Genomic DNA, 25,787 nt, shown 5'->3' with positions numbered 1-25,787 from the left:
CGAGCTTGCTCGCGATGGCGGTGGGTCAGCTTGCCTAGGTGTCGCGGCTATCGCGAGCAAGCTCGCTCCCACCTTGGGTTCATGTTGTTTTATGCATCGCCGTCACTGGCCCAACCCCTTGAGAAAACCACGGTACAGCGCAGCGGTCTTCCCCGGTTGCTCGATCATCGGCAGGTGGCCGATCCCGTCCCAGATTTCCACGCGCAAGTCGGCGATGCCCTTGCTCCACACCGGCACGCTGCTGACATCGATCACCCGGTCCTGGCGGCCCCAGAGCAGCAATGATGGGGCACGAATGTCGGCCAGGTGGGGCTCCATCGACGGGCTGGCGCGAAAGTCGGCGTAGATCTCCGCCAGCTCTTCACGGTGTTGTACATAACGCTCGGCCACGGCCGCCATCACCATGCCCGGTACCCAGGGCGGCGAGGCCATGGTCATGGCGTAGAACGGCATGAACTCCTCCCGCGAATGCACCAGGGACGGGTTACGACCGGCGGCCAGTTGGCGGTCCATGTCGCTGGGCTGGGGGGAGGTGACGCCGGCCGGATTGAGCAGCGCCAGGGTCAGCACGCGGTCAGGCGAAGTGGCCGCCAGCCACGCGGCGAGATGCCCCCCCATGGAATTGCCGATCACATGGACCTTGTCCAGGCCGCAGGCGTCGAGCAACTCGATGATCCGCCGGGCCTGGGTCGGGATGTCGTAGCCGCCGCCGGCCTTGAAGCCGGTTTCGCCATGGCCGGGGAGGTCAGGGATCACCACCCGGTAATCACCGACAAAATGCCGGGCGACACGCAGCCAGAGGTTCTTGTCGCCGCTGTAGCCGTGCAGCATCAGGATGCTGGCGGACGCTTCATAAGGCCCGCCCTGCCAGGTCGACACGGTCATCTCGCTGATGGGCACGGTGATTTTGCGCAACCGGTAAAGGCGTGCCTCCAAGGCCATGTTCATGTCGTAGATCACATGGCCGATGCCGGGATAGGTCAACCAGCTCCAGGCGATAAGTACAGCAAGAATTACCCACAACACCAGCATGTTTTGCCCTCCATGGGCTGCGACAGAATGATCGAAGGATCAGTCGGTGATAAATGAAGCTTGAAGCCGGAACATCGTTACCCAGGGGCCTCCTTTCCGAAGGTTTACGGATTCCTTGTCATATATAGCCAAAATCCCAGCAGAGTCTCGCATTTGAATGTGAATAAATACCCCTGCATCAATGGTGGCTATTTGATGCTGCCCTGATAGACTCCAGGCAACCCCATCCCGATGACTCGGGAACCCGCGGTGCAGAGGCGTCCATGCAAAAACCGGGAAAAAAGGGACTGTCGTTGGCCAGGAGGCTCTATGTATCGCGCACCCTGGGCCTGACGCTGGGGTTGCTGCTGGTCAGCGCCGCACTTTATCCCCTCGATCCTGCACCCTGGGTCTGGGGCTTCATGCTGTTCAATGGCCTGCTCTGGCCGCACCTGTCTTATTGGTGGGCCCGCCGCAGCGCGGTGCCTTACCACGCCGAACACCGCAATCTGCTGATCGATGCCTTTCTCGGCGGCTTCTGGGTCGTGGCGATGCAATTCAACCCGCTGCCCACGGCCGTGACGCTGGCGATGATGGCGATGAACAACGTCGCCATCGGTGGCCTGCGTTTCCTGCTCGTTGGGGGGATGGCTCAGGTGGCAGGCATCGCCGTGGGCACGGTGATCTTCCCGCTGACCAGCGTGCCCATGACCAGCCCGGCGCAGATCTACGCGTGTTTGCCACTGCTGTGCTTGTATCCGATGGCACTGGGTTGGATCTGCTTTCGCCAGGCCCACACCCTGGGCCGGCAAAAGCGTGAACTGCTGGCCCTGAGTCGTACCGACAGCCTGACCGGGTTGCTGAACCATGGCGCCTGGAAAGATCGCCTCAACGAGGAATTCCAGCGTTGCGTGCGCCAACCAGCAGACGGGACGCCCCGTGGCGCGATTGCTTTGATCGACATCGACCATTTCAAGCTCATCAATGACACCTATGGCCACGGGGCCGGCGACATCGTGCTGCGTCAGCTTGGCAAGCTGCTCAGGCAGAACCTGCGCGCCGCCGACATTGTCGGGCGTTATGGTGGCGACGAGTTTGGCGTGATTTTGCCGGACCTGACCCAACACAACGCGGTGCAGGCCATGGACGGTTTGCGTGAACGCTTCGCGACCCTCAGCTACGAGCGGGACCCGGCGCTGAAAGTGAGCCTGAGTATTGGCGTCGCGGTCTTCAACCCGGCTTATGCCGACGCGACCCTCTGGCTCAACGATGCCGACCAGGCGCTGTACGAAGCCAAGACCAGCGGGCGCAACCGGGTCATTTGCCACCGCCATCGACCACTGTTGGAAGCGTCGACCGTTTCTGTCTGAGATGGCCTCTTGCTGCCTAGAGCCTTGGTTCATTGTCGGGTAGGGTGCCCATGGCATTCTCTCGATACGGAACAAGGATGAAATCATGACGATGACCGCTGTTCGCTCCCGTCTGGCCGTCAGCCTCGGCCTGAGCCTGGCCCTTGGCGCCTTTACCCCCATGGCCTTTGCCCAACCCCATCAACAAATCCTGACCGATGCGCAGCAGTACAAGGGCGAGGCCCTGAAGTTGCTGGAGCGGCTGGTGAATATCGACTCCGGCTCCGGGTATGTGCCGGGGCTGACCCAGGTCGGCGACATTGCCATCGACGAACTGAAAAAATTGGGCGCGACCATCGAGAAGGTGCCGAACTCGGACGGTACCCAGCACATCCTGGCGACCCTCAAGGGCACCGGTAAAGCGAAAATCCTGCTGATGGCCCACATGGACACGGTGTTCAAGGAGGGCTCGGCCGCCGAACGCCCGTTCCATATCAAGGATGGCCGCGCCTACGGGCCGGGAGTGATGGACGACAAGGGCGGCATCGTCGCGGGGATCTACGCCTTGAAGGTGCTCAAGAACCTGGACTTCAAGAACTATGCGCAGATTACTTTCCTGCTCGACGCCAGCGAAGAAACCGGCTCGGACGCCGCCACCGACCTGATCAAGAAAACCGCCAAGGCCCATGACGTGACCCTCAACCTCGAACCGGGTCGCCCGGCCGACGGCCTGGTGGTGTGGCGCAAGGGCAGTGCCACGGCGCTGGTGGAGGTCAAGGGCAAAGCGTCCCACGCCGGCGTCGCGCCGGAACTGGGGCGCAATGCGGCGATGGAGGCCGCACACCAGATCTTGCAACTGGGCAAGCTCGGCGACGCGGAAAAGAAAACCACCATCAACTTCACGGTGATCAACGCTGGTGACCGGACCAACGTGATTCCCGACCAGGCGAGCGCCAAGGCTGATGTGCGCGCGGCGGTGCCGGAAGAATTCGACCGCATCGAAAAAGACCTGGCCCGGGTCTCGCAGGACAAGCTGATCGCCGATACCGAGGTCACTACCAGCCTCAAGCGCGGCCTGCCACCGATGCCCCAGACGGCGGAGTCGGACCGGTTGATGGCCATGGCCCAAGGCATCTATGGCGAACTGGGGCGCAAACTCACCGAGGAAGGCAGCGGTGGCGCGGCGGATGCCAGCCTCTCGGCGGGTGTCGGCACGCCGACGCTGGATGGTTTTGGCATCGTCGGCGGGAATATCCATACGCCGGAGGAATACGCCGAAGTCGAGAGCGTGGTGCCGAGGATTTATCTGCTGTCGAGGATGATCATGGAGTTGGCGGGGCGCTAACCCACTATGCCGTAACGTCGAACGCCTCGAAACCTTGTGGGAACGAGCTTGCTCGCGAAAGCGATCTGTCTGACGATCAAGTGTTGGCTGACAAACCGCCTTCGCGAGCAAGCTCGCTCCCACAGGGAAATGCGCTATGTCGACGGACGCGCGTCGACGTTGTCCAGCGCGCGGTTTGCCAGCTGTCCACTCAATTCGATCAACTGCTGAATGCCCAGGGCAATATGGTGCCTCGAGCCTTCCAGGTCGAAGGCCAGGTCGCTGAGCATGGCGTTGGCCGACGCCAGGGTTTCGCTGAGGTTGGCGAGCAGGGATTCGGTGTCGACACCGTTGATGACAGTGAAGAGTTGGCCGGGATCAGCCTCGGCTTTGGTGGTCTTGGGCTTGAGGTAGTAGTCGAGGGCGCGGTCGGCGGCTTTGTCGAATGCTTTTGATGTGGGATCGGTATCCGGTGGATTCGGTGTTGGCTTGAACATGGATGAAACTCCTTGGTAATTGGAGCCGCAACCTTTTGCTACCAAACATTAGGTGGCGGCTATACGCAGGTTGGTAGACCGGGTACCAAGGCAAACCCAGCGCGCCACAAGGGCGCCCCGCGCAGAGCCGCCATAATAAATGCCGGAGCTGTGCGCCTTAGTTTTACCCGGGCTACCAAACCCGATCGCTGATTTTCAGCGACCGGAGAACAGTAAAGCCCGGCCCTAAGGCGCACAAGCCGGCGGATTCTGGCGTAGTTGTAGGCAATGGCGCAAGGCGACGGAGCTTGGTCCTACGCCGAAGCCAGCGCGACAAACGCTGAGCTTTTGTGGCGAGGGAGCTTGCTCCCGCTGGGGGGCGAAGCCGCCCCATAACCGGTTGACGCGGTTTTCCAGCAACATCGCGCCAGCCGGTTTTACGACTGCTGCGCAGTCGAGCGGGAGCAAGCTCCCTCGCCACAGTGTGTTGCGCCGCTTGGCGGGTTCAGTACACCCAGACCTCCACCCGCCGATTCCGAACCCTGCCTTCATCCTCGCTATTGGCCGCCACCGGCATCAAGGCGCCGAATCCTCGCACTTCCCGCAACGCCACGCCGTATTTGACCAGTTCACGGCGCACTGCCATGGCTCGCAGTTTGGACAGCAGGTCGGCCCGCGCCGGGTCGTCCTTGGCGTCGCCAAAACCTACCAGGGTCACGCGTCGGTCGGCTTTGCCGTGCTGCTTTATATAGTCGAGCACGCGGCTCAGGTCCTGGTGGGCCTTGTTGTCCAGGCTGGCGCTGCCTTCTTCGAAGCGGAAATTCACGGTCAAGCGTTGGGCGTGGCGGCTCAGGGCCTGGTAGCCCTCGGGCATCAGTGCATTCGGCGTGACGGCCATGGCCTGGACGGTCTGGGCAATAAACCCGTTGGCCGCGACGATGGCCTGGCCTTTGTCGCTTTGGGTAAACGCCACCAATGCCTCGGCCCACGGGTTGGTGCCCCAGGGGGGCAAATAGAAGAACAGGCGCCGGGAGAGTGGGTAGTCCTCGGTGGCGATCAGGTGGTTGAGCGGCAGCATGGGTTGGGAAGCGCCGTCGACAATGGCCACTGCCTTGGCCTGGCGCACATAGGGCAAACCGATGAAACCGATGCCTTGCGGGTCCTGGCTGACCGCGTCGGACAACTGTTCGCTGGACTCGAAGCGTCGCGCGGCAGGATCCAGCCGTTTCCCCTGTCGGCTGAGGACCAGTTCCTTGAAAGTGTCGTAGGTGCCGGACTGTTCATCCCGTGCATACAAATGAATCGGCCCGCCCGTTCCGCCGACGGCCTCCCAGGTTTTCGCCTCGCCGCTGAATATCCGCGCCAGTTGCACGGTATCGAGTTGGCGCAGCGGGTTGGAGGAATGGAGGATGATCGCTAGGCCATCAATGGCGATGACCTGCTCGGCGGCAGGACTTTTCAGGTCGCCCAGGGACGACAATTCCTTCAGTTCACTGTCCTTGATCGGCCGGGAAGAGGCCGCCAGGTCGGCGCTGGCTTGCTTGAGGGCGGTGAAACCGGTGCTGGAGCCGTGGGCCGCGATGTCGACTTCCACCCGTCGGCCATCGGCGGTCTGGCCGACGATGCGCTGTTCGTTGTCGCGCCCGGTGATTTCGCTGCTGACCCTGAGCAGGCCCTGATCTTCCATCAAACCTCTGACCAGAGCCGGCCCCAGCGCCGCGCCGATGGTATTGGAGCCCTGGAGGCGCAAGGCTGGGCCCTGTTCGGGAATGGGCAAGTGGCCGGCCCATGCCACGAACGGCAGCCAGAGGCCCATGAAAACCACACCACACAGCCGCATGCCGGCACCTTCTGAACCCGAGGAAGTGCCGGAAGATTAAGTCAGTCAGGTTACTGAAAGGTGACAGGGGTGCGACGGAGCACCGAAATCCGATATGGGAGCGAGCTTGCTCGCGATGGCGGCGGCACATTCAAGATCAACTGTGACAGCTGGGATCGCTATCGCGAGCAAACTCGCTCCCACAGAGGGGTGTGACTCGATCAGCTCAACTGCAACCAGATCGGCGCATGGTCCGACGGTTTTTCCATGCCCCGCAGCTCATAGTCCACGCCAGCGTCCTTGACCCGCGGCAGCAGGCCGTGGGAGGTGAGGATCAGGTCGATGCGCAGGCCGCGCTTGGGCTCGTCCTCGAAACCGCGGCTGCGGTAGTCGAACCAGCTGAAACGGTCGGTGACGTCCGGGTTCAGGTGGCGGAAGCTGTCCACCAGGCCCCAGTTCTTCAGGCGGGCCATCCATTCGCGTTCTTCCGGCAGGAAGCTGCATTTGCCGGTTTTCAGCCAGCGCTTCATGTTGTCCGGGCCGATGCCGATGTCGCAGTCCTCCGGGGAAATGTTCACGTCGCCCATCACCACCACCGGCTGGTCGTTGCTGAAGCGGCTTTCCAACAGTTGCTGCAAATCGTTGTAGAAACGCTCCTTGGCCGGGAATTTGGTCGGGTGGTCACGGCTTTCACCCTGGGGGAAGTAACCGTTCATGATGGTCACCGGCATGCCGTTAGCATCGGCGAAGGTGCCCCAGATGAAGCGACGCTGGGCGTCCTCGTCGTCACTTTCGAAGCCTTTGTACAGGCTCAGCGGCGCCTGGCGGGAGAGCAGGGCGACGCCGTAGTGGCCTTTTTGCCCGTGGTAATGCACGTGGTAACCCAGGGCCTGCACCTCGGCCAGGGGGAATTGTTCGTCGTGTACCTTGGTTTCCTGCAGCCCGATCACATCCGGCTGGTGCTTCTCGATCAGCGCCGCCAGCTGATGGGGGCGGGCGCGCAGCCCGTTGATGTTGAAGGAGACGATCTTCATGGTCGGCTGTCCTGGCAAAACTGCGATGCTAGCTGACATGTGGGAAGGGAGCCAGCGTGGCAGTAGGACAAATGCGCTGCTAATGTCCTTTGCATGTAGGAACGATCACGACCCTATCGGGTTCGTACTCATAAGAGCAGGGCCTCATCGAGCCTCGCCCCAGGAGATCCAACACCATGCCTGAAACCGCCATCGCCGACGTCCATATGCTCGACAGTGGTTACTCCCGTGAAGCCCGTTCGTTGCTGTACCAGGCCTATCGCCACGAGCCTACCTTCAGCTACCTGTTCGAATCCGAGCGTCCCGGTTATGAACAGCGGGTACGGGCCACGGTGCGTGAGCTGGTCAAGCAGCATTTTTTCCAGGACCTGCCGGCCATCGGCCTGCTGGTCAATGACCGCCTGATTGGCATCGCCCTGATCGCCCCGCCGCAGCGGCGCCTGGGCATCACCGAAAGCTGGGCCTGGCGCCTGCGCATGGTCTTGAGCACCGGTTTTCGCTGCACCCGGCGCTATCTGGAGTACCACGCGGCGGTGCTGGCCTGCCTGCCGTCGGATGCGGTCCATGTATTGCCGCTGCTGGGGGTGCACCCACAATTCCAGGGCAAGCATTTCGGCGAGCAGTTGCTCGAGGCGGTCCATAACTGGTGTGCGGTGGACGAGCATTCCCAAGGGGTGGTGCTGGACACCGGCAATCCGCGCTACCTTGAGTTCTATAAACGCCAGGGATACGAGGAAATCGGTGAAGTTGCGGTAGGACCTATCCGCGAGCATGTGTTCTTCCACGCCAACCCGCAGATTCTGCAAAGCGCAAGGGCATAGTCGGGCGAACTTTTAGGAAATGTCCGGCTCTATCAGGCACCTACGCTCGTGATAGCATCCGCGCCATGAACCTCCCAGGAAGAATGACCGGTGGCGCGCTTTTGCTGTCCCTCAGCTGCGCGGCGCTGGCAAACAGTGAATTGGAAGTACGCGTCCAGCCGTCCAATGATGAACTCAAGGCCAACGTCGAAGGCTACATCGGTGGCGTGGGGGATCGTGACGAGGAGGCCTTGCTGCGCTTCAGTCGCGGTGCCGAGGAACAGGCGCGCAAGGCCGCCCAGGCGCTGGGCTACTACCAGCCGCAGATCGACAGCGCGGTCAAGGGCGGCAAGGATCCACGGCTGGTGCTGATCATCGACCCCGGCGAGCCGGTGCACCTGCGCAACGTCACCGTGCGCATCGATGGGCCGGCGGCTTCGCTCAAGGCTTTTCGCGTGCCCGACAACGCCGCGCTGAAGCCCGACGCGGTGCTCAACCATGGTCGCTACGAAGACGCCAAGCGGGTGATCCAGAACCAGGCCTCGCGCTATGGTTATTTCAGCGGGCGTTTCACCCAGCAGAAACTCCTGGTGGACCCCCAGGCGGGCATCGCCGACATCGAGCTGGTCTACGACAGCGGCCCGCGCTATGCCTTGGGCCCGGTGAGCTTCGAGGGCGATACGCCGTTCGACGAAGACCTGCTGCAACGCATGGTGCCGTTCAAGGCCGGAACGGCGTATGACTCCGAGCTGATTGCCGAACTCAACCAGGCCTTGCAATCGAGCGGCTATTTCGAAGGTGTTCGGGTGGATGCGGCCCCCACCGCCGCCACCAACAATGTCATTCCAGTGGCGGTCAAGCTCGATACGCGCAAGCCGCGCACCATGGGCCTTGGCCTGGGCTTTTCCACCGATGTCGGCCCCCGGGCCAAAGCCAACTGGACGCGCCACTGGGTCAACCCCCAGGGCCACAGCTATGGCTGGGAAGCGGAAGTGTCGGCGCCCCGGCAAAACGTCGGCCTGTGGTACGACGTGCCGCTGGACCCGCCGCTGACCGACAAGATGCGCTACGCCGGCGGTTATCAATATGAAGAACTGGCCGGTACCGACAGCCTCAGCAAACTGCTCACCGTAGGCCCGGAATGGCACAGCAAGTTGCCCAGCGGCTGGCAGCGGGTGGTGTCGCTCAAATGGCAGCGCGAGGAGTACCGCCTCGGCGACGATGCGGGCCTGAGCACGCTGTTGATGCCGGGCGTGAGCTATTCCTATTTGCGCAGCGACAACCGCATCGACCCGCACCACGGTTACCGTTTGCAGTTCGACACCAAGGTCGCCAAGGAAGGGCTGGGCTCGGACAATAACCTTGTATACGGCACCGCCATGGTCAAGGGCCTGACCACAGTGTTCGACAAGCATCGCTTGCTGGCGCGGGCGCAAATCGGCGGCAGCGCCACCAATGGCTACAAATCCATTCCGCCGTCCCTGCGCTTTTTCGCCGGTGGCGACCAGAGCGTGCGGGGTTACGACTATCAGAGCCTGTCGCCGGAAAACTCCGAGGGCGACCGTATCGGTGGTCGCTACATGGTCGCCGGCAGCCTTGAGTATCAGTATTCCATCGCGGAAAAATGGCGAGTGGCGACGTTCATCGACCAGGGCAACTCCTTCAACAGCCTTGAGCTGCCGAGCCTGAAGACCGGCGTGGGTGTCGGTGTGCGTTGGGTGTCGCCGGTGGGGCCGATCCGCCTCGACCTGGCCCATGCGATGGACGATGAAGGCGGCATTCGGTTGCACTTTTCCATGGGGCCTGAGCTGTGAAGCGTGGTGTGAAGATAACGCTACTGGCCCTCGTTGGGGGGCTGCTGGCGCTCGTGCTGGCCTTGGGCGCGGTGCTGGGCACGGCATTTGGCAGCCGCTGGGCCCTCGGCCTGGTGCCGGGGCTGACCGTGGAGAATTTCCAGGGCCGGCTGGGCGGGCAGTGGAGCGCCGATCACCTGCTATGGCAGCAGGGCGACAGTCGGGTGGCGATGGATCGATTGATATTCGCCTGGTCGCCGTCGTGCCTGGCGCGCATGACCCTGTGCATCGAACAGCTCAAGGCCGACCAGGTCGCCTTGCAGTTGCCCGCCTCGGCCGATGCGCCGAGCAGCGGCCCGATCAGCCTGCCGGACCTGGACTTGCCGCTCGCGATCGAACTGGGCGATGTGCAAGTCGGCAGCCTGTCGTTCAACGGCAGCGAGCAACTCAAAGGCCTGCAATTGGTTGCCCATTGGACCGCCGAGGGCCTGCAGATCGACTCGGTGCAATTGCAGCGCGACGAGCTGGGTCTGAAGCTGTCCGGCTTGCTCAAGCCCGGCGGCGACTGGCCGTTGAATGCCGAAGGCCGATTGACCTTGCCAGCGCCGGGTGCCACCCCTTGGGCCCTGGACCTGAAAGTCGACGGCAACCTGCTCAAGACCCTCAACCTCAAGGCCGACAGTAGCGGCTACCTGCAAGGCCAGTTGACCGGTGAGCTGCAACCGCTGGCGGACAACCTGCCGGCCAAGGTGCGCATCACCGCCGACGGTTTCAAGGCCAGCGCCGATCTGCCGGACACGCTGTTGCTCAATCAGTTGGAATTGACCGGCGAAGGCGATCTGAAAAGTGGCTATCAATTGCTTGGCAAGGCGACGTTGCCCGCCGAAAAAGGGCCAGTGGCATTGCTGCTGCAAGGCACCGTGGACGCCAATGGCGCACGGATCGCCGGCCTGGATCTGGACGCCGGCAATCAGCAGAGCCTGAAACTCAGCGGACAAGTGGACTGGCGCGACGGCTTGAGCGCCGAGGCGAAAGTCGCTTGGCTGGATTTCCCCTGGCATCGCCTGTATCCGCTGATCGACGAGCCGCAGGTGACGTTGCGCGGCTTCAATGGCGAAGTCTCGTACACCGATGGCAACTACCTGGGCAATTTCCAGGCCGCGCTGGACGGCCCCGCCGGGGCTTTCAGCCTGGACAGCCCGTTCAGCGGCAACCTGGCGCAAATCCATCTGCCGCAACTCAAGCTCGCCGCGGGGCAGGGCAAGGCCGAAGGACACCTGAGCCTGCAATTTGCCGACGGCATTGCCTGGGACACGGCGCTGCAACTGTCGGCCATCAACCCGGCGTACTGGCTCGGCGAGCTGCCCGGCACCCTGGCCGGGCCGTTGCGCAGCAAAGGCGCGATGAAGAACGACCGCCTCGAGCTCGACGCGGACCTGGATCTCAAGGGCAAGCTGCGGGGGCAACCGGCGCTGTTCCAGGCCAAGGCCAGTGGTGCCGGCGAGCAGTGGAACCTCAGCGCGCTGGACATCCGCCTGGGGGACAACCGCATCAACGGCACCGGCAGCCTGCAACAGAAACTCATCGGCCAGATCGACATCAAGCTCGCCCGCCTGGCCCAGCTCTGGCCGCAATTGCGCGGCCAGGTCGTTGGCCGGGTCGATGTCGCCGGCACGCTCAAGGCGCCTCAAGGCAAGCTCGGTCTGCAAGGCACGCAATTGGCGCTGCAGGACAATCGCCTGCAAAGCCTGACCCTGGACGCGACCCTCGACAGTGCCCAGCGCGGCAAGCTCGACCTCAAGGCCAGCGGCATCCGCGCCGGCGAAACGTCCCTGGGCGTGTTGACCGTCAGCGGGCAGGGCGACATCAAACGGCAAACACTCAACCTGGACTTGCAAGGGCCGCAGCTCGACACGACCCTGGCGCTCGACGGCGCCCTCGACCAAGGCAATTGGCGCGGACGCCTGGCCAGTGGCGAGGTACAGGCCGGCGGTCAAGCCTGGCGCCTGCAAGCCCCGGCGAAACTGGAACGCCTGGTTGATGGCACGCTCAACGTCGGCGCTCACTGCTGGCGTTCCTCTGATGCCAGCCTGTGCGGTGAAGACCAGCGGCTGATGCCGGAGCCGAAGCTGCGCTATCACCTCAAACAGTTCCCCATCGAAAGCCTGGCCCAGTGGATGCCCAAGGATTTTGCCTGGCAGGGCCGGCTCAATGCGGACCTGCAGCTGGACCTGCCGGCGAGCGGCCCCAATGGCCGGCTCCTGGTGGACGCCAGTGGCGGTACGTTGCGCATCCGTGACAAGTCGGGGGAGAAGGCGCAATGGCTGGACTTCCCCTACCAAACCTTGACGCTCAATAGCCGCTTGACCCCCAAGCGCATCGACACCGACCTGAATTTCGTCGGCGCCAAGCTCGGCGAGCTGGTGCTCCAGGCGCAGATCAATCCGCTGCCGGCCAGCAAGCCCTTGAGCGGCTCGTTCCGCCTGACCGGTCTGGATCTGTCCGTGGCCCGGCCGTTCGTGCCGATGGTGGAAACCCTCACCGGTCACTTGAACGGCAGCGGGACGTTGTCGGGTGGTTTGCTCGCACCCCAGGTCAACGGCAACCTGGCGCTCAGTGACGGCGAAGTCTCCGGCCCGGAACTGCCGATCAGCCTCGAAGCCCTGCAGGTGCGGGCGATGATTGCCGGCGAAACGGTACGGCTCGACGGCGCCTGGAAAAGCGGCAAGCGCGGGCAAGGCAGCCTGACTGGAAACATCGGCTGGGGCGAAGCCCTGACCCTGAATCTGGCGCTCAAGGGCTCGCAACTGCCGGTCACCGTCGAACCGTACGCAGTGCTCGATGTCGCCCCGGACTTGAACATCACGATGCAGGGCGAGCAGCTTTCCATTGCCGGCAAGGTCCTGGTGCCCAAGGGCGAGATCACCGTCCGCGAACTGCCGCCGTCCACCGTCAAGGTGTCGGATGACACGGTGATCGTCGGCCACCAGACCGAGGAGGGCAAGGCACCGATAGCCATGGCGATGGACATCGACGTGATCGTCGGCCAGGACAAACTCGCGTTCTCGGGTTTCGGCCTGACGGCCAACGTCCAAGGGCAGGTGCACATCGGCGACAACATGGACACCCGCGGTGAACTGTGGCTCAACGACGGCCGCTATCGGGCCTACGGGCAACGGCTGACGGTGCGCCGGGCCCGGCTGCTGTTCGCCGGGCCCATCGACCAGCCCTACCTGGACATCGAAGCGATTCGCCAGACCGACGACGTGATCGCCGGCATCCGTTTGAGCGGCAGCGCCGAGCAACCGACCACGCAAATCTTCTCGGAGCCGGCCATGAGCCAGGAGCAGGCGTTGTCCTACCTGGTACTGGGCCGGCCGCTGAGCACCACGGGCGAGGACAACAACATGCTCGCCCAGGCGGCGCTGGGCCTGGGGTTGATGGGCAGCTCGGGCGTGACCAGCAGCCTGGCCAATAACCTGGGCATCGATGACTTCCAGCTCGACACCCAAGGCAGCGGCAACACCACCAGCGTGGTCGCCAGCGGCAACCTCTCGGAAAAACTCAGCCTGCGCTACGGCGTCGGCGTGTTCGAACCGGCCAACACCATCGCCCTGCGCTACAAGCTCAGCAAGAAGGTTTACCTCGAAGCCGCCAGCGGCGTCGCCAGTTCGCTGGATATCTTCTACAAGCGCGATTTCTGAAGTCCTTTCCAATCATTGTGGGAGCGGGCTTGCTCGCGAATGCGGTGTGTCATTCAACAGATAAGTTGACTGATCTACCGCATTCGCGAGCAAGCCCGCTCCCACAGTTTTGTCTGCATTTTGTCTGCTTGTACGTAGCAAGCTAACTATTTGTTTGACATTTGCTGCCTAAGCAGTAATATCTCGACATACATTCACTGCCTAGGCAGCAAACGGTGCTCAGATGAAGCATTTCACCCCAGACGAATTTCACAATTGCCACCTCGGCATGCTGCTCGGCCGCGCCGCGCTGCTCAAGGACCGGATCATCGACACCCACATGGAGCCCGTCGGCATTACCGCCGCCCAGTTCAAGGTGTTGATCATCATGGCCCAGCACGGCATCGACACACCGGTGGAGCTGTGTCGCTACCTGTCCCTGGACAGCGGGTCGATGACACGGATGCTCGATCGCCTGGAGCAGAAAGGTTTCCTGGTCCGCCAGCGCTCGGCAGAGGACCGGCGCCAGGTGCAGTTGGTGCTGACCGAAGCCGGCCAGGCACTGGCTGATCGCCTGCCGTTCATTGGTGCCGACGCCATGAATCAGTTGGCCGGCGCCATCAGCCGCGAGGAGCTGCAAACCCTCGAAGACATCCTCAAGAAAATACTGCTCGCTGCCGGTGATCCCATCACCGTGTTGCGATTGGGGGACAAATGAAACGTCAAACCTTGCGTACCCGCTTGAGTCTGGTGCTGTTGGCCATGAGCCTCGCCGGTTGTGCCAGCTACAGCGGCCTGAAGACCGAAGGTGTCAGCCTCGAGGCCAAGAGCCTACAGGCTGGACAGTCCCTGACCGGGGTCACGCTGTCGCCAGCCGCGTGGCCGAAAAACGATTGGTGGAAAAGCCTCGGTGATCCGCAGCTCGACGGCCTGATCCGTGAAGCCCTGCGCGACAGCCCGGACATGCAGGTCGCCAGCGCCCGGGTCCACCAGGCCAGTGCCGCGGCCTATGCCGCCAATGCGGCGCGCCTGCCGACCCTGGATGCCAGTGGCAGCGTCAGCCGTTCGCGTCTGGCCCGTGACCAGGATCCGCAAGGGCAGGGCGGGGCGTACAGCACCCTGCGTTCGCTGAGTGTGGACTTCAACTACAACTTCGACCTCTGGGGTGGTCAGCGTGCCGCCTGGGAAGCCGCACTGGGTCAGGCCCGCGCCGCCGAGATCGATCGCCAGGCCGCGCAACTGACCCTGGCCGCCGATGTGGCCCGGGCCTACAGCGACCTGGGCCAGGCACACATCATTCATGACCTGGCCGCCGAAGACCTCAAGCGCACCCGGCAGATGCTCGACCTGGGCAAGCGCCGCCTCAGCGCCGGGATCGACAGCGAGTACCAGTTCCAGCAGACCGAAAGCCTGGAAGCCAGCGCCGATGCGACCTTGATCGACGCAGAAAAACGCCTGCAAAGCGCCAAGATCGCCCTGGCGGTGTTGCTGGGCAAGGGGCCGGATCGCGGCAATGAAATCGCCCGGCCCAACGTGCTGCAAGCCAGCGCGGTCGCCTTGCCGTCGAACCTCCCGGCCGAGTTGCTGGGCCGTCGTCCGGACCTGGTCGCGGCGCGCTGGCGGGTCGAGGCGGCCAGCAAGAACATCGAGGCCGGCAAGACCAACTTCTATCCCAACCTCAACCTGAGCGCGGCGGCAGGGGTGCAGTCATTGCTCGGCGATGCGATGTTCGGTTCGCCCAGCCGCTTCTTCAATGTGGCGCCAACCGTGTCGTTGCCGATCTTCGACGGTGGCCGCCTGCGGGCGGATCTGGATGCCCGGGACGCCGATTACGACTTGGCGGTGGCGCAGTACAACAAGAGCCTGGTCACGGCCCTTGGCGATGTCAGCGACACCATCAACCAGTTGCGCGACATCGCTCGCCAGATCGGTGCCCAGCAACATGCCACCGACATCGCACAGAACTCTTACGACACCGTGGTCCAGCGCTACGGCTCGGGCATCGGTAATTACCTGGACGTGCTGAGCATTGAGCAGCAATTGCTCCAGGCCCAGCGCCAACTGGCGAACCTGAATGCCGAGCAGATCGATTTGTCGATTCAACTGATGCAGGCCCTGGGCGGTGGTTTCGAAGCCCAGACCCTGGCGGCGGCCACGCCGACCCCTGCCACGCCGACCCACTGATTCGAGGTACTTGTCATGGCGACTGCCGAAACGACTCAATCCGAACATACACAAGACAGCGGCAACCCACGCAAGCGCAAGGTGATGTTGGTGGCACTGGCGCTGATCGTCATTCTCGCGGGCCTGGGTGTGTGGGGCTGGCATGAACTGTATGGCCGCTGGAGCGAAAGCACCGACGACGCCTATGTGAACGGCAACGTGGTGGAGATCACGCCGCTGGTCACCGGCACTGTGGTGAGCATCGGTGCAGATGATGGCGACCTGGTGCGTGAAGGCCAGGTGCTGGTGCAGTTCGACCCGAACGACGCCGAAGTCGCGCTGCAAAGTGCCCAGGCCAACCTGGCCCGGACCGTGCGCCAGGTGCGTGGCTTGTACAGCAACGTCGATGGCATGCGGGCGCAGGTCAATGCCCAAGAGGCCGAAGTACAGAAGGCCCAGGAAAACTACAGCCGACGCAAGAACCTGGCGGCCGGCGGGGCGATTTCCCAGGAAGAGCTGTCCCACGCCCGGGATGACCTGACCTCGGCGCAGAATGCCTTGGCCAATGCCCGGCAACAACTCAAGACCACCAGCGCCTTGGTGGACGATACCGTGGTGTCGTCTCATCCCGACGTGCAAGCTGCAGCCGCGCAATTGCGCCAGGCCTTCCTGACCAACGCCCGCAGTACCTTGATCGCGCCGGTCACCGGCTATGTGGCCAAGCGCACCGTGCAACTGGGGCAGCGGGTGCAGCCGGGCACGGCGTTGATGGCAGTGATCCCGCTGGATCAGTTGTGGATCGATGCCAACTTCAAGGAAACCCAACTGCGCGACATGCGCATCGGCCAGCCGGTGGACATCGAAGCCGACCTGTACGGCAGCGATGTGAAGTACAGCGGCACCATCGACAGCCTGGGCGCCGGGACCGGCAGTGCGTTTGCCTTGCTGCCGGCGCAGAACGCCACCGGTAACTGGATCAAGATCGTCCAACGGGTGCCAGTGCGCATTCATGTCAACGCCGAAGAACTGGCCAAGCATCCGCTGCGAGTCGGCCTGTCGACCCAGGTCAGTGTCAACCTGCACGACCAGAGCGGCCCGGTGTTGGCCCAACAGCCACCGCAGAAAGCCTCGTTCAGCACCCAGGTCTACGACCGGCAACTGGCCGACGCCGACGCGATGATCACCCGCCTGATCCACGACAACAGTTCCGCGGCGAGCAAAACCGCGCAGCGCTGAGCACTGTCGCAGGCCGGCCTCTGGAACCCTGTGGGAGCGGGCTTGCTCGCGAATGCGCAGTATCAGTCAATACAGATGTTGAACGTGGAATCGTCTTCGCGAGCAAGCCCGCTCCCACAGGGTTTGTGTCCTGACCTAAACGATTTCGCCACCTCTGTTTCATAGGATTTCGCAATGAGCAATAACGCGTCCTTCACGCCGCCCAGCCTGTTGCTCAGTACCATCGGGCTGTCGCTGGCGACGTTCATGCAAGTGCTCGACACCACCATCGCCAACGTCGCCTTGCCGACCATTTCCGGCAACCTGGGCGTCAGCTCGGAGCAGGGCACCTGGGTGATCACCTCGTTCGCGGTGAGCAACGCCATCGCCCTGCCGCTCACCGGCTGGCTCAGCCGTCGGTTTGGCGAGGTGAAGCTGTTTTTGTGGGCGACGATGCTGTTCGTGCTCGCTTCATTCTTGTGTGGCATTTCCACCTCGATGCCGGAGCTGATTGGCTTTCGGGTGATCCAGGGGTTGGTGGCCGGGCCGTTGTACCCGATGACCCAGACCTTGCTGATTGCCGTCTACCCGCCGGCCAGGCGCGGCATGGCCCTGGCGTTGCTGGCGATGGTCACGGTGGTGGCGCCGATTGCCGGGCCGATCCTCGGCGGCTGGATCACTGACAGTTATAGCTGGCCGTGGATCTTCTTCATCAACGTGCCCATCGGCATCTTCGCGGTGATGGTGGTGCGCCAGCAGCTCAAGGCACGGCCGGTGGTCACCAGCCATCAGCCGATGGACTATGTGGGGTTGATCACGCTGATCATCGGTGTCGGCGCGCTCCAGGTGATTCTCGACAAGGGCAACGACCTGGACTGGTTCGAGTCGAACTTCATCATCATGGGCGCCGTGATTTCGGTCATTGCCCTGGCGGTATTCGTGATCTGGGAGATGACCGACCGGCACCCGGTGGTCAATCTTCGGCTGTTCGCCTATCGCAACTTCCGCATCGGTACCATCGTGTTGGTAGGGGGCTACGCAGGGTTCTTCGGCATCAACCTGATCCTGCCCCAGTGGTTGCAGACCCAGATGGGCTACACCGCCACCTGGGCCGGACTGGCGGTGGCGCCCATCGGCATCCTGCCGGTGTTGATGTCGCCCTTCGTCGGCAAGTACGCCCACAAGTTCGACCTGCGCTTGCTGGCGGGGCTGGCGTTCCTGGCCATCGGTCTGAGCTGCTTCATGCGCGCCGGCTTCACCAACGAGGTGGATTTCCAGCACATTGCCTTGGTGCAGTTGTTCATGGGCATCGGCGTGGCGCTGTTCTTCATGCCGACCCTGAGCATCCTGATGTCGGACCTGCCGCCGCATCAGATTGCCGACGGCGCGGGGCTGGCGACGTTCCTGCGAACCCTGGGCGGCAGCTTTGCCGCATCGTTGACCACCTGGATCTGGATCCGCCGGGCCGACCAGCATCACGCCTATCTGAGCGAAAGCATCAGCACTTTCGAGCCGGCCACCCGCGAGGCGCTCAACCAGCTTGGAGGTGCGAGCGCCCCGGCCTATGCCCGGCTCGAGCAGGTTCTCAACAGCCAGGCGTACATGCTCTCCACCGTGGATTACTTCACGTTGCTGGGGTGGGCGTTCATGGGCTTGATCCTGCTGGTGTGGCTGGCCAAGCCGCCGTTTGCGGCGAAGGCAGGGCCTGCATCGGCAGGGCACTGATCCAAAGGTCAATACAATTCAATGTGGGAGCGAGCTTGCTCGCGATGGCGGCATGACAGTCAACTTTATATGTTGACTGAAACACCGCCATCGCGAGCAAGCTCGCTCCCACAGGGGGATTCAGGTTGGGCTGGGTGGTGTCTCGGGCGCTGATAACAGCGGCGGCGGGGCGAACCCAAACGGCGCCAATGCAAACCCCTGCTCATCCACCTGCAAGGCCCAGCCTTGCTTGTCCCAGTCCCCCAGCACGATGCGCCGGGCGGCGTGTTCGCCCAGTTGCAGCTTGTGAATGGCGGGGCGGTGGGTGTGGCCGTGGACCAGGGTCTTCACGCCGTATTGCTGCATGATCCGTGGGATCTCTTCGGGCGTGACGTCGACGATGTCATTGGCTTTCATGCGGGTCTGCGTGCGGCTTTCGCTGCGCAGTTTGCGCGCCAGTTTCTGGCGGCTGCCCAGCGGCAGGTGACGCAGAATGAACAGCGTGACCGGGTTGCGCAGCCAACGCCGCAGCTTCATGTAGCCTTCGTCGCGGGTGCAGAGGCTGTCGCCATGCATCAGCAGCACCGGCTCGCCATTGAGCTGCACGACACTCGGGTCCTTGAGCAGGGTGCAGCCGGCCGCTTTGCAAAAGGCCTGCCCCAGCATGAAGTCGCGATTGCCGTGCATCAGGAAGATGGCCGTGCCGCTGTCGCTCAATTCGCGCAGGGCCTGGCAGATGGAACGCTGGAACGGCGTCATGGCATCGTCGCCGATCCAGGCTTCGAAAAAGTCGCCGAGGATGTACAACGCTTGCGCCGAGCGGGCGCGTGTGGCGAGTAAATCCAGAAACGCCCGGGTGATGTCCGGGCGCTCCTTTTCCAGATGCAAGTCTGAAATCAGCAATATCACTCAATGATCTCGGCTTTCTCGATGATCACGTCGTCTGCCGGGACGTCCTGGTGGCCAGCCTTGGAAGTGGTGGCGACGCCCTTGATCTTGTCGACCACGTCGGTGCCTTCGATCACTTCACCGAACACCGCATAGCCCCAGCCCTGTACGGTCTTGGCGCTGTGGTTCAGGAAGCTGTTGTCGGCCACGTTGATGAAGAACTGCGCGGAGGCCGAATGCGGCTCCATGGTACGGGCCATGGCAACGCTGTACTTTTTGTTCGGCAGGCCATTGTCGGCTTCGTTCTGGATGCTCGGGCGCTTGTCTTTCTTTTCCTTCATGCCCGGTTCGAAGCCGCCGCCCTGGATCATGAAGTTGCCGATGACGCGGTGGAACACGGTGTTTTCGTAGTGGCCGGCGTTGACGTATTCGATGAAGTTGGCCACGGTCAGCGGCGCTTTCTCGGCGTTCAGTTGCAGAACGATGTCACCGAAGTTGGTGGTCAGTTTGACTTTGCTCATGGTCGGTACTCTTTCAAGGAATTCGTGGGTTTCGGGGCACAAACGCCCGCAACCGGTCTGGCTGCAATCGGCCAGGTTGGGCAGTTTAGCGTGCCGGGCACGAATTTCGAGGCTGTTTTTCATCTGGCCGTCGATTAAATTCAATCGTTTGCCGGCCTGGCCTGTCAGGTACTTGACAGCATCGGCTATGATACGGGCTTTGATTTATCAGGCCGCACCCGGCCGCGCACTTGTCTGTTCAAGGATCCTATGAGCAAGCCCACTGTCGACCCTACCTCGAATTCCAAGACCGGCCCGGCCGTGCCGGTCAATTTCCTGCGCCCGATCATCCAGGCGGACCTGGACTCGGGTAAGCACACACAGATCGTCACTCGTTTCCCGCCGGAGCCCAACGGCTACCTGCACATCGGCCATGCCAAGTCGATCTGCGTGAATTTCGGTCTGGCCCAGGAGTTCGGCGGCGTCACGCACCTGCGTTTCGACGACACCAACCCGGCCAAGGAAGACCAGGAATACATCGACGCGATCGAAAGCGACGTCAAGTGGCTGGGTTTCGAATGGTCCGGTGAGGTGCGCTACGCCTCGCAATATTTCGACCAGTTGCACGACTGGGCGGTGGAACTGATCAAGTCCGGCAACGCCTACGTGTGCGACCTGACCCCCGAGCAGGCCAAGGAGTACCGCGGCAGCCTGACCGAGCCGGGCAAGAACAGCCCGTTCCGTGAGCGCAGCGTCGAAGAGAACCTGGACCTGTTCGCCCGCATGCGCGCCGGCGAGTTCCCGGACGGCGCACGGGTGCTGCGCGCCAAGATCGACATGGCCTCGCCGAACATGAACCTGCGCGACCCGATCATGTACCGCATCCGTCACGCCCATCACCACCAGACCGGCGACAAGTGGTGCATCTACCCCAACTATGACTTCACTCACGGTCAGTCGGACGCCATCGAGGGCATCACCCACTCGATCTGCACCCTGGAGTTCGAAAGCCATCGTCCGTTGTATGAGTGGTTCCTCGAGCACCTGCCCGTGCCGGCCACCCCGCGCCAGTACGAATTCAGCCGCTTGAACCTGAACTACACCATCACCAGCAAGCGCAAGCTCAAGCAACTGGTGGACGAGAAGCACGTCAACGGTTGGGACGACCCGCGCATGTCGACGCTGTCGGGCTTCCGCCGTCGTGGCTACACGCCGGCGTCGATCCGCAACTTCTGCGAGATGATCGGCACCAACCGTTCCGACGGTGTGGTCGATTTCGGCATGCTCGAGTTCAGCATCCGTCAGGATCTGGACGCGAATGCCCCGCGTGCCATGTGCGTGTTGCGTCCGTTGAAGGTCGTGATCACCAACTACCCGCAAGACCAGGTCGAAAGCCTCGAACTGCTGCGTCATCCACAAAAAGAAGAGCTCGGCGTGCGCAAACTGCCGTTCGCCCGTGAAATCTACATCGACCGCGATGACTTCATGGAAGAGCCACCAAAAGGCTACAAGCGCCTGGAGCCGAACGGCGAAGTGCGTCTGCGCGGCAGCTACGTGATCCGTGCCGACGAAGCGATCAAGGACGCCGATGGCAACATCGTCGAGCTGCGTTGCTCGTACGATCCGGACACCCTGGGCAAGAACCCTGAAGGCCGCAAGGTCAAGGGCGTGATCCACTGGGTGCCGGCCGCTGCCAGCGTCGAGTGCGAAGTGCGTCTGTACGATCGCCTGTTCCGCTCTCCGAACCCGGAGAAGGCCGAAGACAGCGCGAGTTTCCTGGACAACATCAACCCTGACTCACTGCAAGTGCTGACCGGTTGTCGTGCTGAACCCTCGCTGGGCAATGCACAGCCGGAAGACCGTTTCCAGTTCGAGCGCGAAGGCTACTTCGTCGCGGATATCAAGGACTCGAAACCAGGCCAGCCGGTATTCAACCGTACCGTGACCCTGCGTGATTCGTGGGGCCAGTGATCAAGTCTTAAGGAAACACCGTGCTTACGATCTACAACACGCTCACCAAGAGCAAAGAAGTCTTCAAGCCGCTGGATGGCAACAAGGTGCGCATGTACGTCTGCGGGATGACCGTGTACGACTACTGCCACCTCGGCCATGGTCGCAGCATGGTCGCCTTCGACCTGGTGACCCGCTGGCTGCGTTTCAGCGGTTATGACCTGACCTACGTGCGCAACATCACTGACATCGACGACAAGATCATCAACCGCGCCAACGAGAACGGCGAGTCGTTCGAAGCGTTGACCGAGCGCATGATTGCCGCGATGCACGAAGATGAAGCGCGCCTGAATATCAAGAAGCCGGACATGGAGCCGCGTGCCACCGACCACATTCCGGGCATGCACGCGATGATCCAGACCTTGATCGACAAGGGCTACGCCTACGCACCGGGCAATGGCGACGTGTACTACCGCGTCGCCAAGTTCATGGGCTACGGCAAGCTGTCGCGCAAGAAGATCGAAGACCTGCGCATCGGCGCGCGCATTGAAGTCGACGAGTCGAAACAGGACCCGTTGGACTTCGTGCTGTGGAAGGCGGCCAAGCCGGGCGAGCCGAGCTGGGAGTCGCCATGGGGCGCCGGGCGTCCGGGCTGGCACATCGAATGCTCGGTGATGTCCACCTGCTGCCTGGGCGAGACCTTCGACATTCATGGCGGCGGCAGCGACCTGGAGTTCCCGCACCACGAAAACGAAATCGCCCAGAGCGAAGCGGCCACCGGCAAGACCTACGCCAATGCCTGGATGCATTGCGGCATGATCCGGATCAACGGCGAGAAGATGTCCAAGTCCTTGAACAACTTCTTCACCATCCGTGACGTGCTCGACAAGTATCACCCGGAAGTCGTGCGTTACCTGCTGGTGTCGAGCCACTATCGCAGCGCCATCAACTACTCGGAAGACAATCTCAAGGACGCCAAGGGTGCCCTGGAGCGTTTCTATCATGCGTTGAAGGGCCTGCCCGCCGTGCCGCCTGCCGGTGGCGAAGGGTTCGTGGCGCGTTTCACCGAAGTGATGAACGACGACTTCGGTACGCCGGAAGCCTGCGCGGTGCTGTTCGAGATGGTGCGCGAGATCAACCGCCTGCGTGAGAGCGATCTCAATGCCGCGGCTGGCCTGGCGGCCCGCTTGAAAGAACTGGCCAGCGTGCTGGGTGTGTTGCAGCTCGAAGCCGATGACTTCCTGCAGGCCGGTGCCGAAGGCCGTGTGGACGCTGCCGAGGTGGAAGCATTGATCCAGGCACGCCTGGCTGCGCGGGCCAACAAGGATTGGGCCGAATCCGACCGCATCCGCGACCAGCTCACCGCCATGGGCGTGGTGCTCGAAGACGGGAAGGGCGGTACGACCTGGCGATTGGCGGATTGAGTCCACGCCGGTCTATGTGGGAGCGGGCTTGCTCGCGAAAGCGGTGTCTCTGTCACTGAGATGTTGAATAAGCCGCCGTCTTCGCGGGCAAGCCCGCTCCCACAGGGCCGGTGGCGTTCATCCAATTGTGGGAGCGAGCTTGCTCGCGATAGCGTCGGATCAGTCAACGATAATGTTGAATGAAAGATTGCCATCGCGAGCAAGCCCGCCCCCACAGTTTTTTGAGCGGTCCACAGGCATCGCATACATTGAAAATCCCACAATTTTTTTGTGCTCAGCCTGGCAATCATTCCTTTATGAGCTAGTACTGTCAGGTCGATTCGACGTTCCCACTGTCAGGAGTCTTTCATGTTGGCTCATTGGTCGCTTGCGGCAATTCATCTGCTGGCGTTCGCCCTCGGGTTCTGGGCGGTGCTGACCCGCGGCACGGCGTTGCGGCGCCTGGCGGGCGGTGTGGACGCGGTCCGGGGTGTCTTGGTGGCTGACAACCTGTGGGGCTTGTCGGCGCTGGTGCTGCTGGTGACCGGTGGGATGCGCGCTTTTGGCGGGTACGAAAAAAGCACGGACTATTACCTGCACCAACCGCTTTTTCACTTGAAGATGACGTTGCTGCTGCTGATTCTGCTGCTAGAGATCGTACCGATGATCGCCCTGATCAAATGGCGGATGGCACTGGGCAAAGGGGGGGCGATCGATCCTTCGAAAGCCGGCCGCCTCGCACGAATCAGCCACATCGAAGCCTTGTTGCTGATCTTGATGGTCGTCGCCGCCACAGGCATGGCGCGCGGCGTGGGCCTGGGCTGACCGGCCGCGAACGCCTGCTTCGTCATCATTAAAACGAAACGTCTGACAGCCATGCCAAGCGCCATGCCATTAGTATCGATTCACAGACGGGGCGAAAGAAGGCGGGGTGGGGCAGGGTGCGGCGCAGTCGGCCAGAATCTTTAGCCAGCCATTGCGACGATGCAAACGGGCTGGCTGCGGACTGCTGCAATGTTCAGGGAGTTTGCGGCTTGTCAGGGGCGGTAAGGCCGGCCTGAATACGCTGATAGATCTCTTCACGATGCACCGCAACGTTTTTCGGGGCGTTGATGCCAATCCGTACTTGTTGGCCGCTAACGCCCAGAATGGTGATCGTGATGTCGTCACCAATGTTTATGCTTTCACCGACTTTGCGGGTGAGTATCAGCATGGTGTTCTCCTTGATTGCTTTATAGGGCACCTGATTCAGACAGTGCAGATGTCGGTACTGCTTATAGATTAGTGCTAAGTGTCACAATGTGGGTGCCTCTTTCTGACGTGCAGATGCAGCATTAATTCCCAGGGTGCGACTATACAGAGACGCCGGGCAGGATTCTCGTGTTTTGAGCATTGTTTGCGGCGATCTTGACGGGCACGGATGCTAAAATCCATGCCTCATGTCTTCCGGGGGAAACGTTGTGCGTAAATTGGCTTGGGTTATCGCGGTATGGGTGCTGGCAGGGTGCGGTGAAGGACGGGATGTCGAAGCACCGAAGCCGAAACCCGCCGCGACCTCCGCACCGGCCGTCGCCGCCGCGCCGCAGTGGGCCGTCGAGGTTCGTGGCCAGACGCCGCAGGCTGTCAGCGACCTGACCGGTTGGCTCATCGAGCACAGCTTCATGTCAACGGTGGTGCGGGAAAACGGCAAGGAACGCGTCCTGGTCGGCCCTTTGAATTCCGAGGCAGAAGCCAAGGCCAAGCAGGAGCAGGTCACGGCCGCCCTGGTCCGTGCGAAGAAACGCAACATCGAGACGTTGGTGGTGGATTACCCGACGGCCCAATAATCGGGCAGCCCAAAAAAGTCAGCCAAGCCACAAAACCTGTGGGAGCGAGCTTGCTCGCGATAGGGGCATGTCAGTCAAGATCAATGCTGGCTGATTCAACGCTATCGCGAACAAGCTCGCTCCCACAGTTTGTTTTGTGCTGTTCACAAGTGCGAGGTCAACCGCAGGCCTTCATGTCCACCGGGCCCACGAACTCGTTCCCACGTCCCATGACGCATGCCACGCTCTGGTTGCGCTGACGTTCCCAGCTTTCGACCGGGTAGGTCTTGTCCCAGGCTTCATACAGGCGCCGGTCCTGTTTCGACAGGCGCAGGCCATATTGCTTGCTCATGTAGAAATAGGTCCGGGCGATCATCCCCCGGATGGAAGGGCGAGGCATGACCTTCTTGGCCTTGAAATCCACCTGGGTCAGGCATGAGCCGTATTGGCCCTTTTGCTCCGGCAGCCAGCCGAAACTGAAATTGCTGCGATCGCCATTCACTTCCCCGATGCTCGGCACCAGGTTGTGCAGGTCGGCCTCGGCCCGTTGATAGACTGGATCATAGCGGGTGCAGTTCTTGCGACCGCCTTGTTGCCAGCATTGACGCTGATGGCCGATCTGCCACGCCGGAACGATATGCTCCCACTCGATGCGGGCGGCACGGCTGGCATTTTTGCGCGGGACATAACCGCAGGCGGCCAGGTTCACGCGATTGCCGGTGTATTTGCAGCCACAGTAGAACTCGGTGGATTGCGGGGCGTAGAGCTTCCAGGCGATTTTCTTGGCTTCGTTGAAGGTGCGCGGGGCACCGGCCTGTGCGCCCATGGCGATGAACACAAGCAAAAAAGCTAAACAGCGAACACTCATCA

Annotated in this window: 21 protein-coding genes; 13 read left to right on the top strand and 8 right to left on the bottom strand. The window is 62.2% G+C overall.

Translation table 11 applies throughout. The annotated features are described in order from the left end of the window. Positions 1 to 102: 102 nt before the first annotated feature. On the bottom strand, positions 103 to 1,032 hold the full coding sequence (locus BT125_RS03845; RefSeq protein ID WP_072405242.1) for an alpha/beta fold hydrolase: 930 nt from the start codon (positions 1,030 to 1,032) through the stop codon (positions 103 to 105). Positions 1,033 to 1,295: 263 nt separating this feature from the next. On the opposite strand from BT125_RS03845, the gene BT125_RS03840 reads away from it, so the two are divergent. Further along, the gene (locus tag BT125_RS03840) at positions 1,296 to 2,381 is read left to right on the top strand and encodes a diguanylate cyclase (protein ID WP_072405241.1); all 1,086 of its coding nucleotides are present in this window, start codon (positions 1,296 to 1,298) and stop codon (positions 2,379 to 2,381) included. 85 nt (positions 2,382 to 2,466) lie between these two features. After that, a complete protein-coding gene (locus BT125_RS03835; protein WP_072405240.1) occupies positions 2,467 to 3,705 on the top strand; it encodes a M20/M25/M40 family metallo-hydrolase in 1,239 nt (412 codons plus the stop codon). A 134-nt stretch (positions 3,706 to 3,839) separates the two neighbouring features. Here the strand turns inward: BT125_RS03835 and BT125_RS03830 are convergent, their stop codons facing one another. From BT125_RS03830 to xthA, 3 genes are all read right to left on the bottom strand, one after another. Continuing rightward, positions 3,840 to 4,181, bottom strand: a complete 342-nt coding sequence (locus BT125_RS03830) for a DUF6124 family protein (RefSeq protein ID WP_072405239.1) — start codon at positions 4,179 to 4,181, stop codon at positions 3,840 to 3,842. Between the two features lie 484 nt (positions 4,182 to 4,665). Continuing rightward, positions 4,666 to 6,000, bottom strand: a complete 1,335-nt coding sequence (locus BT125_RS03825; RefSeq protein ID WP_072405238.1) for a substrate-binding domain-containing protein — start codon at positions 5,998 to 6,000, stop codon at positions 4,666 to 4,668. Positions 6,001 to 6,200: 200 nt separating this feature from the next. After that, the gene (gene xthA, locus BT125_RS03820) at positions 6,201 to 7,013 is read right to left on the bottom strand and encodes an exodeoxyribonuclease III (RefSeq protein ID WP_072405237.1); all 813 of its coding nucleotides are present in this window, start codon (positions 7,011 to 7,013) and stop codon (positions 6,201 to 6,203) included. A 176-nt stretch (positions 7,014 to 7,189) separates the two neighbouring features. Between xthA and BT125_RS03810 the strand changes: the two genes are divergently transcribed. From BT125_RS03810 to BT125_RS03780, 7 genes are all read left to right on the top strand, one after another. Then, on the top strand, positions 7,190 to 7,834 hold the full coding sequence (locus tag BT125_RS03810) for a GNAT family N-acetyltransferase (RefSeq protein WP_072405235.1): 645 nt from the start codon (positions 7,190 to 7,192) through the stop codon (positions 7,832 to 7,834). Positions 7,835 to 7,899: 65 nt separating this feature from the next. Further along, the gene (locus BT125_RS03805) at positions 7,900 to 9,627 is read left to right on the top strand and encodes an autotransporter assembly complex protein TamA (RefSeq protein ID WP_072405234.1); all 1,728 of its coding nucleotides are present in this window, start codon (positions 7,900 to 7,902) and stop codon (positions 9,625 to 9,627) included. Beyond that, the gene (locus BT125_RS03800) at positions 9,624 to 13,310 is read left to right on the top strand and encodes a translocation/assembly module TamB domain-containing protein (protein WP_072405233.1); all 3,687 of its coding nucleotides are present in this window, start codon (positions 9,624 to 9,626) and stop codon (positions 13,308 to 13,310) included. Before BT125_RS03805 ends, BT125_RS03800 begins: the two co-directional genes overlap by 4 nt. A gap of 223 nt (positions 13,311 to 13,533) precedes the next feature. Beyond that, positions 13,534 to 14,007 (top strand): MarR family winged helix-turn-helix transcriptional regulator, encoded by a 474-nt coding sequence (locus tag BT125_RS03795; protein ID WP_072405232.1) that lies wholly within the window; start codon positions 13,534 to 13,536, stop codon positions 14,005 to 14,007. Next, the gene (locus tag BT125_RS03790) at positions 14,004 to 15,473 is read left to right on the top strand and encodes an efflux transporter outer membrane subunit (RefSeq protein WP_072405231.1); all 1,470 of its coding nucleotides are present in this window, start codon (positions 14,004 to 14,006) and stop codon (positions 15,471 to 15,473) included. The genes BT125_RS03795 and BT125_RS03790 overlap by 4 nt, the downstream gene beginning before the upstream one ends. Before the next feature lie 15 nt (positions 15,474 to 15,488). Continuing rightward, positions 15,489 to 16,688: an HlyD/EmrA/EmrK family protein gene (locus tag BT125_RS03785; protein ID WP_072405230.1), complete on the top strand. Its 1,200-nt coding sequence runs from the start codon at positions 15,489 to 15,491 to the stop codon at positions 16,686 to 16,688. Between the two features lie 174 nt (positions 16,689 to 16,862). Continuing rightward, positions 16,863 to 18,392 (top strand): DHA2 family efflux MFS transporter permease subunit, encoded by a 1,530-nt coding sequence (locus BT125_RS03780; protein WP_072405229.1) that lies wholly within the window; start codon positions 16,863 to 16,865, stop codon positions 18,390 to 18,392. A 120-nt stretch (positions 18,393 to 18,512) separates the two neighbouring features. On the opposite strand, the gene BT125_RS03775 is transcribed toward BT125_RS03780, so the two are convergent. After that, positions 18,513 to 19,280, bottom strand: a complete 768-nt coding sequence (locus BT125_RS03775; RefSeq protein ID WP_072405228.1) for a UDP-2,3-diacylglucosamine diphosphatase — start codon at positions 19,278 to 19,280, stop codon at positions 18,513 to 18,515. After that, entirely contained in the window at positions 19,277 to 19,780 is a 504-nt protein-coding gene (locus tag BT125_RS03770; RefSeq protein ID WP_072405388.1) for a peptidylprolyl isomerase, read from the bottom strand. Before BT125_RS03770 ends, BT125_RS03775 begins: the two co-directional genes overlap by 4 nt. Positions 19,781 to 20,029: 249 nt before the next feature. On the opposite strand from BT125_RS03770, the gene BT125_RS03765 reads away from it, so the two are divergent. The 3 genes from BT125_RS03765 (at position 20,030) to BT125_RS03755 (ending at position 23,937) form a co-directional block, all read left to right on the top strand. Continuing rightward, positions 20,030 to 21,730, top strand: a complete 1,701-nt coding sequence (locus BT125_RS03765) for a glutamine--tRNA ligase/YqeY domain fusion protein (protein ID WP_072405227.1) — start codon at positions 20,030 to 20,032, stop codon at positions 21,728 to 21,730. Positions 21,731 to 21,750: 20 nt separating this feature from the next. Next, positions 21,751 to 23,133 carry a cysteine--tRNA ligase gene (gene cysS, locus BT125_RS03760; RefSeq protein ID WP_072405226.1) on the top strand — a complete coding sequence of 461 codons (1,383 nt, stop codon included), beginning with the start codon at positions 21,751 to 21,753 and terminating at the stop codon, positions 23,131 to 23,133. 348 nt (positions 23,134 to 23,481) lie between these two features. After that, a complete protein-coding gene (locus BT125_RS03755) occupies positions 23,482 to 23,937 on the top strand; it encodes a DUF2214 family protein (protein WP_072405225.1) in 456 nt (151 codons plus the stop codon). A 193-nt stretch (positions 23,938 to 24,130) separates the two neighbouring features. On the opposite strand, the gene csrA is transcribed toward BT125_RS03755, so the two are convergent. Beyond that, positions 24,131 to 24,325 (bottom strand): carbon storage regulator CsrA, encoded by a 195-nt coding sequence (gene csrA, locus BT125_RS03750; RefSeq protein WP_003179932.1) that lies wholly within the window; start codon positions 24,323 to 24,325, stop codon positions 24,131 to 24,133. Positions 24,326 to 24,572: 247 nt separating this feature from the next. On the opposite strand from csrA, the gene BT125_RS03745 reads away from it, so the two are divergent. Continuing rightward, the gene (locus tag BT125_RS03745) at positions 24,573 to 24,938 is read left to right on the top strand and encodes a penicillin-binding protein activator LpoB (protein WP_072405224.1); all 366 of its coding nucleotides are present in this window, start codon (positions 24,573 to 24,575) and stop codon (positions 24,936 to 24,938) included. Positions 24,939 to 25,095: 157 nt separating this feature from the next. Here the strand turns inward: BT125_RS03745 and BT125_RS03740 are convergent, their stop codons facing one another. Next, complete coding sequence (locus BT125_RS03740; protein WP_072405223.1) at positions 25,096 to 25,785, bottom strand: endonuclease; 690 nt, start codon at positions 25,783 to 25,785, stop codon at positions 25,096 to 25,098. Between the last annotated feature and the right edge of the window lie 2 nt (positions 25,786 to 25,787).

The sequence above is a fragment of the Pseudomonas sp. NFACC04-2 genome (genome assembly GCF_900119265.1).
Classification (GTDB): domain Bacteria; phylum Pseudomonadota; class Gammaproteobacteria; order Pseudomonadales; family Pseudomonadaceae; genus Aquipseudomonas; species Aquipseudomonas fluorescens_AA.
The sequence above is the reverse complement of the archived record's forward strand: the minus strand, read 5'-3'. Positions and strand labels throughout refer to the sequence as shown.